The organism is Brooklawnia sp. (genome assembly GCF_049651565.1).
Taxonomy (GTDB): domain Bacteria; phylum Actinomycetota; class Actinomycetes; order Propionibacteriales; family Propionibacteriaceae; genus Brooklawnia.
The window spans coordinates 1-13678 of record NZ_JBASCI010000018.1 but is presented as its reverse complement, the minus strand read 5'-3'; the positions used below and the strand labels follow the sequence as shown (position 1 = coordinate 13678).

14 protein-coding genes are annotated in these 13678 nt (G+C 65.1%); 10 read left to right on the top strand and 4 right to left on the bottom strand.

Going from position 1 to position 13678, the window contains the following annotated elements; all coding sequences use genetic code 11:
- Window positions 1–345: 345 nt before the first annotated feature.
- Both WBL05_RS00855 and WBL05_RS00850 read right to left on the bottom strand, forming a co-directional pair.
- Window positions 346–960 (bottom strand): hypothetical protein, encoded by a 615-nt coding sequence (locus WBL05_RS00855; RefSeq protein ID WP_013601251.1) that lies wholly within the window; start codon window positions 958–960, stop codon window positions 346–348.
- A complete protein-coding gene (locus tag WBL05_RS00850) occupies window positions 957–1922 on the bottom strand; it encodes a nucleotidyltransferase domain-containing protein (protein ID WP_013601250.1) in 966 nt (321 codons plus the stop codon). Before WBL05_RS00850 ends, WBL05_RS00855 begins: the two co-directional genes overlap by 4 nt.
- 426 nt (window positions 1923–2348) lie before the next feature.
- Here WBL05_RS00850 and WBL05_RS00845 point away from each other — a divergent pair, with 426 nt between their 5' ends.
- Both WBL05_RS00845 and WBL05_RS00840 read left to right on the top strand, forming a co-directional pair.
- On the top strand, window positions 2349–2819 hold the full coding sequence (locus WBL05_RS00845; protein WP_424223112.1) for a helix-turn-helix domain-containing protein: 471 nt from the start codon (window positions 2349–2351) through the stop codon (window positions 2817–2819).
- Window positions 2816–3367: an ImmA/IrrE family metallo-endopeptidase gene (locus WBL05_RS00840; protein ID WP_081459839.1), complete on the top strand. Its 552-nt coding sequence runs from the start codon at window positions 2816–2818 to the stop codon at window positions 3365–3367. Before WBL05_RS00845 ends, WBL05_RS00840 begins: the two co-directional genes overlap by 4 nt.
- A 274-nt stretch (window positions 3368–3641) precedes the next feature.
- Here WBL05_RS00840 and WBL05_RS00835 read toward each other — a convergent pair whose 3' ends face one another.
- The gene (locus WBL05_RS00835) at window positions 3642–5357 is read right to left on the bottom strand and encodes an IS1634 family transposase (RefSeq protein WP_424223110.1); all 1716 of its coding nucleotides are present in this window, start codon (window positions 5355–5357) and stop codon (window positions 3642–3644) included.
- 97 nt (window positions 5358–5454) lie between these two features.
- Here WBL05_RS00835 and WBL05_RS00830 point away from each other — a divergent pair, with 97 nt between their 5' ends.
- The 8 genes from WBL05_RS00830 (at window position 5455) to WBL05_RS00795 (ending at window position 13439) form a co-directional block, all read left to right on the top strand.
- Complete coding sequence (locus tag WBL05_RS00830; protein ID WP_424223109.1) at window positions 5455–7014, top strand: Nramp family divalent metal transporter; 1560 nt, start codon at window positions 5455–5457, stop codon at window positions 7012–7014.
- Window positions 7015–7270: 256 nt separating this feature from the next.
- Complete coding sequence (locus tag WBL05_RS00825; protein WP_424223107.1) at window positions 7271–8191, top strand: dihydrodipicolinate synthase family protein; 921 nt, start codon at window positions 7271–7273, stop codon at window positions 8189–8191.
- A 22-nt stretch (window positions 8192–8213) separates the two neighbouring features.
- Entirely contained in the window at window positions 8214–9548 is a 1335-nt protein-coding gene (locus WBL05_RS00820) for an FGGY-family carbohydrate kinase (RefSeq protein WP_424223105.1), read from the top strand.
- Window positions 9545–10012 (top strand): hypothetical protein, encoded by a 468-nt coding sequence (locus WBL05_RS00815; RefSeq protein WP_424223104.1) that lies wholly within the window; start codon window positions 9545–9547, stop codon window positions 10010–10012. The genes WBL05_RS00820 and WBL05_RS00815 overlap by 4 nt, the downstream gene beginning before the upstream one ends.
- A gap of 39 nt (window positions 10013–10051) precedes the next feature.
- Entirely contained in the window at window positions 10052–11371 is a 1320-nt protein-coding gene (locus WBL05_RS00810; RefSeq protein ID WP_424223102.1) for a transaldolase family protein, read from the top strand.
- 149 nt (window positions 11372–11520) lie between these two features.
- The gene (locus WBL05_RS00805) at window positions 11521–11994 is read left to right on the top strand and encodes a DUF6912 family protein (protein WP_424223100.1); all 474 of its coding nucleotides are present in this window, start codon (window positions 11521–11523) and stop codon (window positions 11992–11994) included.
- Between the two features lie 2 nt (window positions 11995–11996).
- Window positions 11997–12857: a Ku protein gene (locus tag WBL05_RS00800; protein WP_424223098.1), complete on the top strand. Its 861-nt coding sequence runs from the start codon at window positions 11997–11999 to the stop codon at window positions 12855–12857.
- A gap of 108 nt (window positions 12858–12965) precedes the next feature.
- Complete coding sequence (locus tag WBL05_RS00795) at window positions 12966–13439, top strand: Rv3235 family protein (RefSeq protein WP_424223096.1); 474 nt, start codon at window positions 12966–12968, stop codon at window positions 13437–13439.
- On the opposite strand, the gene WBL05_RS00790 is transcribed toward WBL05_RS00795, so the two are convergent.
- On the bottom strand, window positions 13402–13678 hold a 277-nt coding region (locus WBL05_RS00790), incomplete at its 5' end, for an SEC-C metal-binding domain-containing protein (RefSeq protein WP_424223095.1). The two genes, WBL05_RS00795 and WBL05_RS00790, sit on opposite strands and share 38 nt — an antisense overlap.

Here is a 13678-nt window from a genome sequence, read left to right as displayed (position 1 = left end):
ACAACCACGCCAAGGTTGTTGCCGGGGTCGGCGACGCCTGGCACCAGCTCCCTGAAATCCTTGAACCCGATAGAGACATCGGGGCGTCTGGACAAGAAAAGATGGTGAAGATGAGCGTCGTTAGGTGCCACTCTGATCCACTGAGCTGCATGGTGGGGGTCGCCCGAGCGAAGCGCGGCGTACTCGCGGGGGACTTCGGCTGGGAGACGGATGTCTTTGCCGGTTTCCACGGCCTGGACGACGTACATATCGTCTGCGGGAGCACGGCGGAGCACCAGTGATCCGCGCGAAAGGTCGGAGCCTGCGATCTTAGTGACCGCGTCTCTGGGCATCACGATGTAGGGATTACGGGGAGGCATCCGCGTCTCCCACATCGTTCGGGTCTGGTGTTGCAGCTGCTTGCTGAATCGCTTGGTCAATCAGGTGGTCGTGCGATGGGTCAGAGACGATGCCATTGACCGACATCTCATCAATGAGCCCGGCCTTCATGAGGGCGTACTCGATCCGCCACCCCGATGCTTTCGCCAGAAGCTCGGTGAGACTGGCCTCAGGCTGCCAGCCGCCATCGCTCTGGAGCAGGCAGAGTGATCCTCCTGGAGCTACATGCCATGCGGACTGTGTCTGTTCCCAGACCGACGGCTTCGGATCGAGGGAGTAGATGGTCGGCGGAACCATCGGGTGCGCTGCGGAGTAGGCGACGAGCACCCGCAGTTCCTGGTCCCCGAGCAGCGCATCGAGAGCTTCGGGCTTCGGCCTCTCGAAAGGCCAGCGGGGGAGGACGCCGATCCATCCGCCGTGCGGCAAGCCGTCGTCTGCGGGGCTCTGGAATTCGAGTAACGGCGCGAATGCCTGGACCTCAATTTGGTCGCGCGCCAGTCGCGCAGGTTCACACTCAGTCCAGAGCACGGGGCTGAGCGCCGTGGTGCCCGCGTCGTGATCCGGTCCTGTTGCGCGAGTCATCCCTGCGGAGTGTCCTTCACCGGCCGGGGCGCCGCGGGCACGACCGCAGGCGCCGGGTTGCCAGTGGAGGCGGGAGGCTTCGGGAAGTCGTCGCCAAAGACCTCGCCCCAGTGCTTGATCGCGGCGGCAGTGTCGTTGTTCACCTGCGCCCGGAAGGCCCTGATGGCGTTGTCTCGTGCGGATCGAAGGGAATCGACGAACTCGTCATAGTCGATGTCAGGCTGAATCGGTCCGCAGAGCCCAGCAGGATCGGCGACTTCGTTCCCACCCTCGATGTGGTAGCAGGCACTGACGAAGAACTGCTTGATCGCAGCGGGCTGGTTGACGTCCGTCGGCAGGAAGTCGAGCGCGAGGACCTCCATGACGAGAGACTTGATCTTGGTGTCTTGCTCGGCAGCCCACCACTTGAGCATCCGAACAGTGCCGGCGAACTTGTTCCACTGCGCGTGCCGATCCGCCACTTCGGCGATCAGGAACTCTGGGTCGCAAGCGACCCAGTCTTCCGAGAGTGCTTCCGGAATAAGGAGCCGCCCATCGCGGCGAAGCGCAGGCATGGCATCAACCGTGAACGCGTCAGGATCGTCGGGGTCATCCAGGAAGCACTTGACGGCATGGTTGCGCCACCGGGCCACCCGGACGGCGTGGTCGTAGGTGCCGTTCGTCGCCCCGAGCAGCGCGTTGACACGCCCGCGCGTGTAATCGAGAGCATCCGCGGCGGAACCTCCCGGAGTTCCCCACTCAGGATGCTCCTCCTGATCGAAGACGACGATCACATCGACGTCATGGATCGGGTCCTTGTGTGTCCCTCGCGCGAGCGATCCGGACGCGATGACTTCCTTCACGTCGACCTCGGCCCCGAAGGCATCCTTGAAGAGATCACGTCGAGTGCGGGCTTCGCGGACGTGCGCGATGTCGGCGTTCACGACGTCCTGGAAGGTCTTGAAGGCGTCAGTCACGCTCATAGTCGTTCTCCTGATTGGTTCGTCTGGTCGATCACCGTAGCCACTGCCACCGACATTGCTGTGCGGTGCGGAGCGCGGCACGGTGCCTACTTCTTCTTGCTGCCCCTGCCGGTGCTCTCGTTAGTCGTGGTCTTCGGGTGACGCTTCACCGTGGACTGCTTCACGAACCGGCCCGTGACCGCGCTGCGTCCTCGCTTGCCTGCCATGTTCCTCACCTCCTCTGTAGTTCGCGCTCGATGGCGTGCCTCCAGGTTGGAGCACGTCACGACTGTATCAGCAAAGCGGCATCAGTCTCGTTGAGACACGCAGTGTCGTATCAGCAACGAGTCAACGACGCGCTAGGCTTGCGCTCATGGAACGGAGACGGACAGAGGCGACTAACACGGCGAGTCCAGCATGACAGGGACCTCCGACACCGCCCCGGGCATGGAGCGACTCGACCTAACACAACTAGGTGCGATGCTCCGCGAACGTCGGGGGAAGCTGTCGCTTCGTCAAGCGGCTGCCGAGGCTGGCGTCAGCTTTAGCACCTTCACTCGCATCGAGGCAGGTGCTCAGCCCGACCTGACCTCGTTCACCCTTCTGTGCGCGTGGCTCGGCTTGTCGCCCGGGCAGTTCTTCATGCCGACGGCGTTGCGCGAGGTGGCGCCAATCGATGAGGCGATCGCGCATCTTGCTTCCGATCCGCGCCTTGAACCGGATGCTGCATCCAAGATCGCAGAGATGCTGCGCAGCATGTACGACGTCCTGGCCAAGGCGCCGGCTCAGCGCCAGGTGGTTGCTTGCCACCTCCGCGCCGCTTCGATGCTCCGGCCCGGGGTGCCCGAACGGCTCAACTCGCTCTTGGGTGAGATGCACAGCAAGTTGGCCGCGCGCGTTTCGGCTGGGGAGCTGTGACGCTACGTCGCGGGTTCAAGGCAGAGGCCGAACGTGAGGCCGCGCGGGTTCGGAAGGAACTTGGACTCGCCTCGCACGATCGCCTTGATCCGCGCGATCTCGCCAAACACCTGAATGTGTCGATCGTTGATGCCGCAGACTTGGTGGACGTCCGCGAGCTCGAAGAGTTGGAACGACTGCAAGCGTTCGCCTTCTCCGCCGCGACCTTCGAGATCGAGGATCGCCGGATCGTTGTCGTTAGCCCGCTCCGGACTCCGGGTCGGCAGAACAGCGATATTGCGCACGAACTGGCGCACATCATGCTGAAACACGACCTTGCTGAGATTCGTGAACTCAACGGGATGCCCTTCCGGACCTGCAAACCAGAGGAAGAGGAGGAGGCCACGGCCTTCGGGGGCACACTTCTTCTCCCGCGCCCACTGCTTCTCAGTGCAGCGCGTCGACGAACGCCCGTTGACCAAATTGCCGGCCAGTACGACGTGACGGTCGAGATGGCGCGCTTCCGTTACAACACCACCGGTGTCGCCAAGCAGGCTGTGTCCCGATAGGCGGGTCGAGAACGGTCCGCGGTTGGTTGCCGCTGTGAATCTCGGCGACCGATCGCTTGACCTGGGTCGGGACCGTTCTTGTGCGCGACCAACGACTCGATATCGCCGGTGCCGGTGACCAGCCTCGCGAGGCCATCCTGAAGCCCGGGTTCCGCAGTTGGTGGGCAGACGAAACACCTGATTTCAAGGGTTGACTAGGCCAAATGCCTGGGTTCGGCGCGTGGGGTCGTGTGCCCACGTGTCGGCGGGGCTGAGTTGGGGCCGTTTGGGCTTGTCAGGCGGGGGTGAGGGTGGTCACTGTGGGGGGTGGGGTGACCTTGCAGGCGGTGAGAATGCCGGTTTGGGTGGTGTTGAGTGGGGTGACGTGGACGACGCTGCCGGCGGTGCCGGTGAGGGTGACGGCGTGGACGCGTCCGAGTTCGATCGCGATCCGGCGCCATGTCAGGTTGGTGGATCGTTCGGCGACCCGGATCAGCAGCAGGGCGAGCCAGCAGAGCAGGACGTGGGCGCGGATCCGCGGTTCGAGGTGATGATGCACCGGGCGTAGTTCGAGGGTGGACTTCAGGTCGCGGAAGCCGCGTTCGGCTTCGAGGAGGTTCTTGTAGCCCAGGGCGATGTCTTCCGGGGACAGGTTGGGGTCGGAGGTCGACAGCAGGTACTTGCCGTCGAGGCGTTCCTCCGCGGTCACCTTCGCCCGGTCGATCAGGAGTCGACCGGAGGGTTGTTGCTTGACCCACCGGCCGTAGGCGGGATGGTCCCGCAGCGCGCACTCGGCCTTCACGTGCGCCGGCTCGGTGGGCTTCCCGCCCGCCTTGGCCGTGGTCTTCCCGGTCGGCTTCACGGCTCGGTCGCGGAGGGTCTTGATCCGCTCCAACTCTGCGCGGACGTGGTCCAGGGCGGTGTCGCGTTGGGTTTTGTCCCGTTCGGCCTCGGCCGGGTTGTGGCAGATCACCCACCGGCGGTCCGGTGCGGCGTCGAGTTTGACCTCCTTGACGCGTAGGTTGTCGCGGACCTGGGAGTAGCGGCCCTGCCGCGACAAGGCGGCCTCGACCAGGGGGCTGCCGTCGCGCATCCGCTCGCCGGCGATGTAGTGCCCACCCGCGCGTTTCAGATACTGCAAGTTGGCTTCGGAGGAGAAGCCGCGATCGACGACGGTGACCACCCGGCCCAGGCGCCAGTCCCGCATGCTGTCCTTCACCTGCGGCAGGACGGCGACGTCGGTGGTGTTCCCGGGCCAGCACCAACACCGCACCGGGATCCCTTCCTTCGTCACCGCGAGGCCGACGACGATCTGGGGCAGGTCGGTGCGGTGATCCTTCGAATGGCCGTACCGGCGGAATCCGGCGTCGCCGGTCTCTTCGGTGTCGCGCTCGAAGTAGGTGGATGTGGTGTCGAACAGGAGCACGTCGACTTCGAGGTTGAGCAGGTTCGCCACCGCGAAGAACACCGCCTCCTGCACCTTGGCTTGGGCGTCGGCTTCGATGAGGACGTCCATCGCCCGGTACGCCTGATCGTCATCCATGCAGGTGAGTCCCGGGATCGCCGCATCATGGGAGGCCCACTCCGCAGCCGAGAGCTTCGACATCGGATCGATGGCCCGGTTCGCCACCAGGGCGAACAACACCCGCTCGACATCGGTGGTGAACCTGCGCGGGTCGAGCGCCTTGCGCAGCGCGTCGTCGACGCCGAGCATCCGCCACAACCCGTCGAGCAGGTACACCGTCCCCATCGGCCGCGACTCTGCCACCCGGAGGTGGTCACCCACCAGCTGCGTGTCGCCGGGCAACGCCGCGGGGGCGGGTTCGCCCAAGTACCGGTTGATCGAGGCCACCAGCCGGGTCAGGCCGTCACGGTCCAGGCGATCCTCACGGCCCAGGTTCAACAGGACTTCGGCGTGGGTGATGCCGTCGACCTTCCGGTTGTGCGCCACCTGCACATACCGGACGACCGACCCGTCCTTGTTCCGGCGTTGGGTGGTCCGCAAGTACATGCCCACCACTCCACCGCGTCCCCCACCGTGAACACAAGCCCGACACGACAAATCGTGTGCCCACCGTTTTCAGCCGTTCCGGGACCCCCGAAACCCTGTGACAAGCATCAATGCTCGCTCAGACCCGCCCGAATGCCCACCAACTGCGGAACTCGGGCTTATGACCACAGGGGTTTCACAACCCATTCTGGAGCCGCTGAAGTATCCGGAACAGGATCCCAAGCTCTCCTCGAAGAGGTTCTTCGACCTAATGACGATCGTCGGCCCCGGCTTCATTCTGGCCTCGGTCACCATCGGTAACGGTGAGATTTTTTCGGCCACCCGCGGTGGCGCAGTCTTCGGCTACGCCATTTTGTGGACGTTCCTCATCGGCGCCGTCCTCAAGGCCTCGGTCGTTTACGCCGCCGGGCGATACATGGTGATCACCGGCGAGCACCCGTTCGCGCGGATGGGCCACCTGCTGCCCGGCGTCGGCCACAAGGGTATCGGGCGCCACTGGCTGGCCGTCTTCTTCGGCCTACTCGCGGTCGTCTGCTTCCCGGCCTGGTGCGTCGCCTACCTGCTCGCGCTCTCGCAGTGGACCCCGTGGACATTCGGCATTGGGGATGGCTCCCCGATCCTGTGGATGGGCATCGCCTGGATCCTGCTCGGCTGGGCGACGCTCTTTATCAAGGACTTTACGGTTGTCGAGCGCTTCCAGACGGTCGTCGTGGGCCTGATGGTCATCTTCTCGATCATCGCGATGTTTGTCTCCTCCCCGGCGTGGGGCGAGGTTGCTCGTGGTCTGCTGCCGACCGTGCCGGCCGAGTACCCGCAGTGGGTTCAGCAGAACTTCCCGAGTGTGGCGGAGCGCGCCATCCCGATGGAGATCATCTCCTACCTGGGCGCTCTCGGCGGCGGCATCTACGACTACATCGGCTACGTCGGCACCTTCCGCGAGAAGACCTGGGGCATGATGGGTCGGCCCGACAACGCCGAGATCAACGCCCAGCTCCAGGCGCTCGGCCCCGGCCAGCAGATCCCACTCGACATGAGCGAAGAGAACTTGGAAGGCGCCCGGCTTGGCGTGAAGGCCGTCAAGATCGACTCGGTCACCTCCTTCGTCGCCGTCGCCATCTTTGCGGTCACTTTCATGGTCCTGGGCTCCGTCATCCTCGGTACCGGCGGGCTGCAAGAGGTGCCGGCCGACACCAACATTTTGCAGAACCAGGCGAACTTCTTCACCCAGATCCACCCTGCGCTGAAGTACCTGTACCAGCTGGCAATCTTCGCTGCCTTCTGGGGGTCGGTGCAGGCTTTGTTGACCGTCACGTACCCGTACACGGTGCGTGAGGCGTTCGCCCCGGTATTCCCGGCCGTCGCCAACCCGGCCAACTGGCACAAGTTGAAGGTCGGCGTTGCCAGCTACACCGCCGGGGTGGCGATTTTCCTCGCCCTGACGGGCGTCAGCTACACCGTGGCCATCTCGTTCGCGGGCATTCTCGGTGGCGTGTTTGGTCTGGGCCTGTGGGGCTTCGTCCTGGTCTATGCGGAGCACAAGATGCTGCCCCAGCGGTTGCGGATGAAGCCGTTCATGCAGGGCTTGGTCATCGTGTCGTCCCTCGTCATGACGGTCATGGGCGCCATCGCGCTGGTTCAGTTCTTCCAGTCGCTGTAACCTCGTCGACAACACGCACCCGGAAGGCCCCCGTGTAACCACGATGCACGGGGGCTTTCGCGGCGCCGCGAGCGATGCCGGCGCCTACCCCGTTGTCCTGACCACCCATACACCCGGCACGAAGGGCCGCCACCGGCCAGCTAGCGAGCCTGTACAGCGGTCCTATATCATGTAGGTGTCAGCGAGTGAAACAATGGATATGGCGCGAGCAGCCCGACTCGTTGGCCGTCCATCGAATCGAATCTCTTGGAGAATCATGAACGAAAAGCTGCGTGGCGTGATCATCCCGGTTGCCACCCCGTTCGACGCCGGCAATTGCGAGGCGGTGGACGTTGCTGCGATGGAGCACAACTTCCAGCTCTGGGGGCAGACCGCGGTCACCGGCTACATGGTGTTGGGCACCAACGGCGAGTTCAAGGCGGTCAACGACGACGAGTCGCGCACCGTGGTCGCCACCGCAGCAGCTAACAAGGGCGACAAGACGCTGATCGTCGGCGCCGGACGTGAGTCCACCCACAGCACGCTGGAGTTCATCCGCTCCCTGGAACCCTGGGCCGACCGCATCGACTACGTGTCGGTGCTCACCCCGAACTACTTCGCCAAGCTGAACAGCGCCGAGGCGCAGGTCGACTACTACACTGCGGTGGCCGACGCGTCCCCGGTGCCGGTGCTGCTCTACGTGGCCCCGCCCTACGCCAACGGCGTCATCGTCGCCCCTGCCGTGCTGGCCCAATTGGCCGACCACCCGAACATCCACGGCGTCAAGGACACCTCCCCGGCCATGATGGTCGAGTACATGCTCGCCGCCGGCTCCCGGGACGACTTCGAGGTGCTGGCCGGATCGCTGAGCAACATCATGACCTGCCTGGCGTTCGGTGGGCTGGGTGGCGTGGTCTCGGTCGCCAATTACCTTCCCGACGAGTGCGCCCGACTCACTGAGCTGTACTTCAACGACTCCCCCGCCGCCGCGCACGCCTACTACCCGTTGCTGCAGAAGGTCGCCAAGGGCGGCGGCGGCAAGCAGGGCGTCGCCAGCCTCAAGGCCGCGATGAACGCCCGCGGTTACCGGGCTGGCGCGCCGCGGCGTCCGATTCGTCCAGTCAGCGGCGAGGTCGAGGCCCAGATCCGCACGGCGCTGGATTCGGGGCTGGCCGAACTCGAGACCTTCCAGGCCTGACCGCGGAAAGGATCACGCAACGATGCACTACCTGTCCATTGACTTCGGCACCTCCACGGTGAAGATGGAGATCCTGGACGACGCACTCCAGGTGTTGGCCTCGGAGAAGCAGGAATACCCGTACATCCTGCTGCCCGGCGAGAAGGTCGAGATTGACCCGGACGTCCTGTTCGCCGCCACCGCCCAGGCCGCCCAACGGCTGCCCGCCGAACTGCGCCAGAAGGTTGACGTGTTGTGCTACGACACCTTCTCGCCGTCGCCGGTCTTCATCGCCGAGGACGGGACGCTGGTCTACCCCAACATCATCACCCACATGGACCGCCGCAGCCGGTCCATCACCGACTACATCGACGAAAAGGTCGGCAAGGACAAGTACCTGTCGATAGCCGGTATCTACCCGTTCGCCGGCGGCGCCGGCATCATGACGGTGCTGTGGATGCAGCAGAACGAGCCCGAGGTGCTCGACCGTACCTATCGGATCGGACACCTGCCGACCTACGTCCACCACCGGCTCACCGGTGAGTGGATGGTGGACCTGGTCAACGCATCGATGCTGGGGCTGTACGAGACAACCACCCAGGGCGGCTGGAGCCGCGAACTGCTGGACGCCTTCGGCCTGCGGCACGACATGTTCAGCGAGATCCGCAACCCCGGTGAACTGCTGGGCACGCTGCTGCCGGAGGAGGCCGAACGACTGGGCGTCCCGGCCGGTATCCCGGTTGCAGTCGGCACCAACGACATGGCGGCTGCCCAGATGGGCGCCCACAACGACCGGGCCGGCCGCATCATGAACACCGCCGGCAGCTCCGACATGGTGTCGATCCTGGTCGATGAGCCGGTCACCAACCCGGGCTACTACCTGCGTAACTCGGCGCTGCCGGGCATCTGGCAGATCTATGCCACCACCGCCGGCGGGTTCGGCATCGACTGGTTCTACGACCAGTTCTGCAAGGAGATGGACCGGGACACCTTCAACAACCAGTACCTGCCGTCGGTCATCGAGCACTGGGCAGTTGACGGTGAGGTCACCTTCGACCCCTACCTCACCGGCGACCGGCAGTCGCTGGAGAAGCGGACCGGCGCCTGGCACGGTCTCACGCTGGCCGCGACCCGGGACGAGATGCTCGCTGCCATGCTCAAGTCGATGAACCGGGTGCTCTACGGCGTGGTGAAGCTGGCCGCCGAAGTGGTGCCGATGGACAAGGTCATCAAGCTCACCGGCGGGCTGTCCACCCCGGCCTTCATAAAGCTGAAGGAACAGCAGTTCCCCGGCTTCACCTTCGAGGTCGTCGACAACTGCTCGGTGCTCGGCAATGTCGAGCTGGTCCGCCACCACAACAGAAAGCTGACCGCATGAGGAATCGCTGGGCCTTCTACCTGATGTCGATCGTGTCGCTGGGCACGCTGGGCGGCATCTTCGCCGCCCGGGGCCAGACCGGCTGGGGCATCGGGTTCGGCGCAATCGCGCTGGCCTACCTGATCCGGGGGCTGGACCTCCAGCGCCGCGAGAACGTCGAGCACCGTGAGGCGATCGTCACCTCGATGGCCGATCGCAAGACCTCCGCCGAGAAGCGGGTCATTGTGCAGAACCTGCTCGACACCCGGCAGCAACTGAAGCGGCGCCGGGTATCGGAGTTGACGCTGGGCCTGATCGTGCTGGCCGGCATCGTCCTGGTGTACCCCACCAATCCGCTGCTGGCCTGGTCGTTCTCGGTGCTCTTCCTGCCGCTGATCTTCCTGATCGTGCGGCAGACCAGGTCGATTCAGCTGATCGAACGCGGGCTGGCCGAGCGTGGCATGCTGCCGCAGGACCGGCGCTGAACACAAACCACAAACAACGACTAAGGAGTGTTGGAAAAGATGCACCACGTTCAAACCCCGCCACTGCAGATCAGGTTGCGGTCGTTGGGTCTGGAGCCGGCCAGAGGGGCGGGCGACCACTTGACCCGGGTGTTGGCGCAACCGATCGATGAGTTGCAGTTCAGCATGCTCGCCGAACACGCCCGGTATATCGGTGTCACTGAGGAGTTCGTCCGTATCTGTGATTACTTCAAGCCCGCGGATGGGCACACCCCGGCCGGGTTCCGGTTCGAGTACGAACTGGAGGCCGATGGGCTGCTTAACGTGAGCCTGGTTCGCGATATCGGTTACGACGCCGATGGCCGCAAGCGGCCCACGAAGGTGATCTACTCGGCCGATTCGGCCAATCCGTACGAGGTGGCGCCGATCGCGCCGCTGCTGGGGAACCTGACCTGCAACCCGGGCATCATCTACGACCTGTTCATCAACAACCCGAAGGCCAACATCGGCAACAAGTTCAGCACCCGGGACGAGGTGATGGCCGAACTGGGCCGGATCCTGGGGCCGGGCTGTGACATCTCGGTTGAGTTGAACAACCCGTTCGAACCCGACTTCAACAAGATCCTGGAAGAGGCCGAGTTCTTCAAGGAACTGTTGGGCCAGGACCGGGTGGTGATCAAGGTGCCCCACACCGGGGCGGTGAACGCCGACAACGTCGGCCAATTGTTGAGCGGGGATGGCCGGTTGGATCGGCGGTACTGGGAACCCGCCACTACTGATGCGCTGCGCGGTCACAACCTGACGTTGAAGTTGACCGAGGCGGGGTTCCGGATCAATTACACGCTGATGTTCGAGCCGTACCAGACCCAGATGGCGTTGCAGGCCCGGCCGTACTTCATCAACTCCTTCGTACGGCACCGGTTGATGCAGTCGCAGCAGTTCCACGCCTTCCTGCAGCGGATCGACGGCGGTGACGAGTCTGCCCGTGCCGAGTTGCGGCAGCTCATGCTCAGCACCGATTACCTGGCCAGCACCGACACCGACTACGACCTGGACAAGGTCGAGGCCAAGGCCCGCGACATCCTGGCCTACCGCAACTTCCACAACCCGGAGGGGGCCGACGGGCTGGACAGCGTGCGGCACAACCTACGGGCGCTGCGCAACGCGAATCTGCCCGATACCCGGTTGATCATCTGCTCGATGGAGGGTGACTGGAACTACCCCGATATCGACAAACTGCTCGCCAGCGACGAGTTCGCCGACATGGCCGACCGGATCGTGGTGACCGCCGAACCGGCCTACCTGGCCCGGTTCACCTCCACCAACCAGGTCACCAGCTACCAGCGCCGCTTCATGAAGGCCGCTCAGGGCCAGAACTGAACCAACCGGTGACCAGCAGGCGGGCCGTCGTCCAGACCAGGACGGCGGCCCGTCGCACGTCCATGCGAGTGACGACCCGCCGTGCGGGCCCTGTCGCCACCCCGGGTTTCGTGCCACACTTCGAAGGTAGGCGGGAGGAGGGTGGATCGATGGCGCAGCGGGTGCTGGTGTGCGTCCCGGTAACGGCCGAGCAGGCCGGTCTGGTCGCCGAGGGACGAACCATGCCCGGGCCACTGCAGGTGTTCACCGTGACCCGCGACCTCATGGACACCTTCGGGCTGCAGCCCGGCGACGAGGAGCAGGCCGAGTTCGCCGCCCTGCTGCTCGCCGGTCTGTGGTCGCTTCGTGAGTACGGCAAGCGGCTGGTGCTGATCGCCAAAGTCAACCAGGCCGGGCTGCGCCCGGGAGCGGAGCAGGCCAATGGCGGTCAACTGCTCGGCGAACTGCCCGCCGCCGCTGTGGAGGCATGGTTCGCCGACGAGGCCGCAACCCCGGTGGCCGCGGCCGTGGGCGCCATTCGCGGGCTGAGCCTCGACGAGGCCTGGGAGGCGCCCGAGGTACACGACCTGCACGCCCACTACGACCTGCTCTGGCACTCGGTCGTCGAACTGCGAAAGGAGTAGCCATGCCCAGGTCAACATGGGACGGCGCGATCTCGTTCGGGTTGATCGTCATCCCTGTGAAGCTCTATTCGGCCACCCAGCAACAGGACGTGCCGCTGCACCAGGTCCACGGTGCCGACGGTGGACGGATCCGGTACAAGCGGGTCTGCGAGATCTGCGGTCAGGAGATCCCCTATGACCAGATCGAACGCGGCTACACAGCGCCGGACGGCCGACAGGCGATCCTGACCAAGGAGGACATGGAGCAACTCCCCCTGGCCAGTTCCAAGACCGTCGACATCGTCCAGTTCGTGGACGAGAAGGAGATCGACCCGGTCTACTTCGAGAAGACCTACCTGATCGAGGCCGGCAAGGTGGGCGTCAAACCGTACGTGCTGTTGCGCGATGCGCTGGCCAGGACCGGGAAGGCGGGTGTGGTCAAGGTCGCGTTGCGTTCGCGCGAGTCGCTCGGCCTGATCAGGCCGCGCGGCGACCTTCTGGTGCTGGACACCATGCTGTGGCCCGACGAGGTCCGTGACTCGGAGTTCGCCGAACCCCCGCAGGACGTCAAGGCCACCGACGCCGAGGTAGGCATGGCCGAGATGTTCATCGAACAGATGTCGGGCGAGTGGCAGCCCGACGAGTTCACCGACCAGTACCGGATCGCGCTGGAGGAACTCGTCGAGGCCAAGCTGTCCGGGGTCGAACTGCCCGAGGCTGAACCGGCCGAGGAGGCGGGCGGACAGGTGGTCGACCTGATGGCCGCCCTGCGAGCATCAGTCGAGGCCGCCAAGAAGCGCAAGGAGACCACTGGCCAGTCCGGCAAGGACGACCAGGGGGAACCGGCCGAGAAGCCGGCCAGCCGCAAGCGCAAGGCCAGTTGATTACCCGCCCCGCCACGTCCGTGGCGTCCTGATCGAACCCGCTTGAGTTATCCACAGAATCGGAACCCGCGCATGTCGTTCGGCAGCCGGTGTCGCCATGCTGAACCCATGAACACCGCTCCCCTGACATGGCCGCCCGGCTGGTGCGATCCGCTGCTCGGACTCGGCGAGGCCGGGCCGCCACCTGCCCCCGTTCCCCGAGCCGCCCGCCTCGCCGCCAGTGCAGTGGTGCGGATGCTGGCCGAGACGCTGATGGGACACCGAAACCCCGAACAACTGGTCCGCTGGCTGGACCCGTTGACGATCGTCCGCCTGGCCGCCTTCGCTCAGGGCCTGCGCGGTGCTCGCATCAGACCGCAGCCCTGCCAGTTGGCCAGCCCGCTACCGGGACGTGTGGAAGCGGTGTTCCTGCTCGACTGCGGCACGCGCAGCCTGGCCGCCGTCCTCAGCCTCGCTGACACCGATGGACGCTGGGCCTGCCGGGAACTGAGCCTGCTGCTGCCCCAAGGGGTGGCAGCACAGCCCCAGTACTCCCAGCCGCAGGTCAGGCGACGTTCGGGTTCCGCCCGTGGCACATCTTGAACTTCTTGCCCGAGCCGCACGGGCAGGGCTGGTTACGTCCAACCCCGGCGTACGGGTCGGCGCCGACTGACCGATCGTCGCGGCCGGACCTGCTGGCCGAACCCTGTTCGTCCGGAGCCGAGTAGCTCAGCCGGCTGGTGTCGGCATGCTCGGCCGCACCCTTGATGCGTACCTCGGCGCGCTTGGCGGTGGACGCCGGAGCCTCGGCTGCCAGCGCCTGCGGGGCGGCAGCTTCCGCC

Excerpts from the sequence above, each read along its gene's own strand:
- WBL05_RS00855 (WP_013601251.1), bottom strand. The coding sequence starts at position 960 with ATGACTCGCGCAACAGGACCGGATCACGACGCGGGCACCACGGCGCTC.
- WBL05_RS00850 (WP_013601250.1), bottom strand. The coding sequence starts at position 1,922 with ATGAGCGTGACTGACGCCTTCAAGACCTTCCAGGACGTCGTGAACGCC.
- WBL05_RS00845 (WP_424223112.1), top strand. The coding sequence starts at position 2,349 with ATGGAGCGACTCGACCTAACACAACTAGGTGCGATGCTCCGCGAACGT.
- WBL05_RS00835 (WP_424223110.1), bottom strand. The coding sequence starts at position 5,357 with ATGTACTTGCGGACCACCCAACGCCGGAACAAGGACGGGTCGGTCGTC.
- WBL05_RS00825 (WP_424223107.1), top strand. The coding sequence starts at position 7,271 with ATGAACGAAAAGCTGCGTGGCGTGATCATCCCGGTTGCCACCCCGTTC.
- WBL05_RS00820 (WP_424223105.1), top strand. The coding sequence starts at position 8,214 with ATGCACTACCTGTCCATTGACTTCGGCACCTCCACGGTGAAGATGGAG.
- WBL05_RS00815 (WP_424223104.1), top strand. The coding sequence starts at position 9,545 with ATGAGGAATCGCTGGGCCTTCTACCTGATGTCGATCGTGTCGCTGGGC.
- WBL05_RS00810 (WP_424223102.1), top strand. The coding sequence starts at position 10,052 with ATGCACCACGTTCAAACCCCGCCACTGCAGATCAGGTTGCGGTCGTTG.
- WBL05_RS00805 (WP_424223100.1), top strand. The coding sequence starts at position 11,521 with ATGGCGCAGCGGGTGCTGGTGTGCGTCCCGGTAACGGCCGAGCAGGCC.
- WBL05_RS00800 (WP_424223098.1), top strand. The coding sequence starts at position 11,997 with ATGCCCAGGTCAACATGGGACGGCGCGATCTCGTTCGGGTTGATCGTC.
- WBL05_RS00795 (WP_424223096.1), top strand. The coding sequence starts at position 12,966 with ATGAACACCGCTCCCCTGACATGGCCGCCCGGCTGGTGCGATCCGCTG.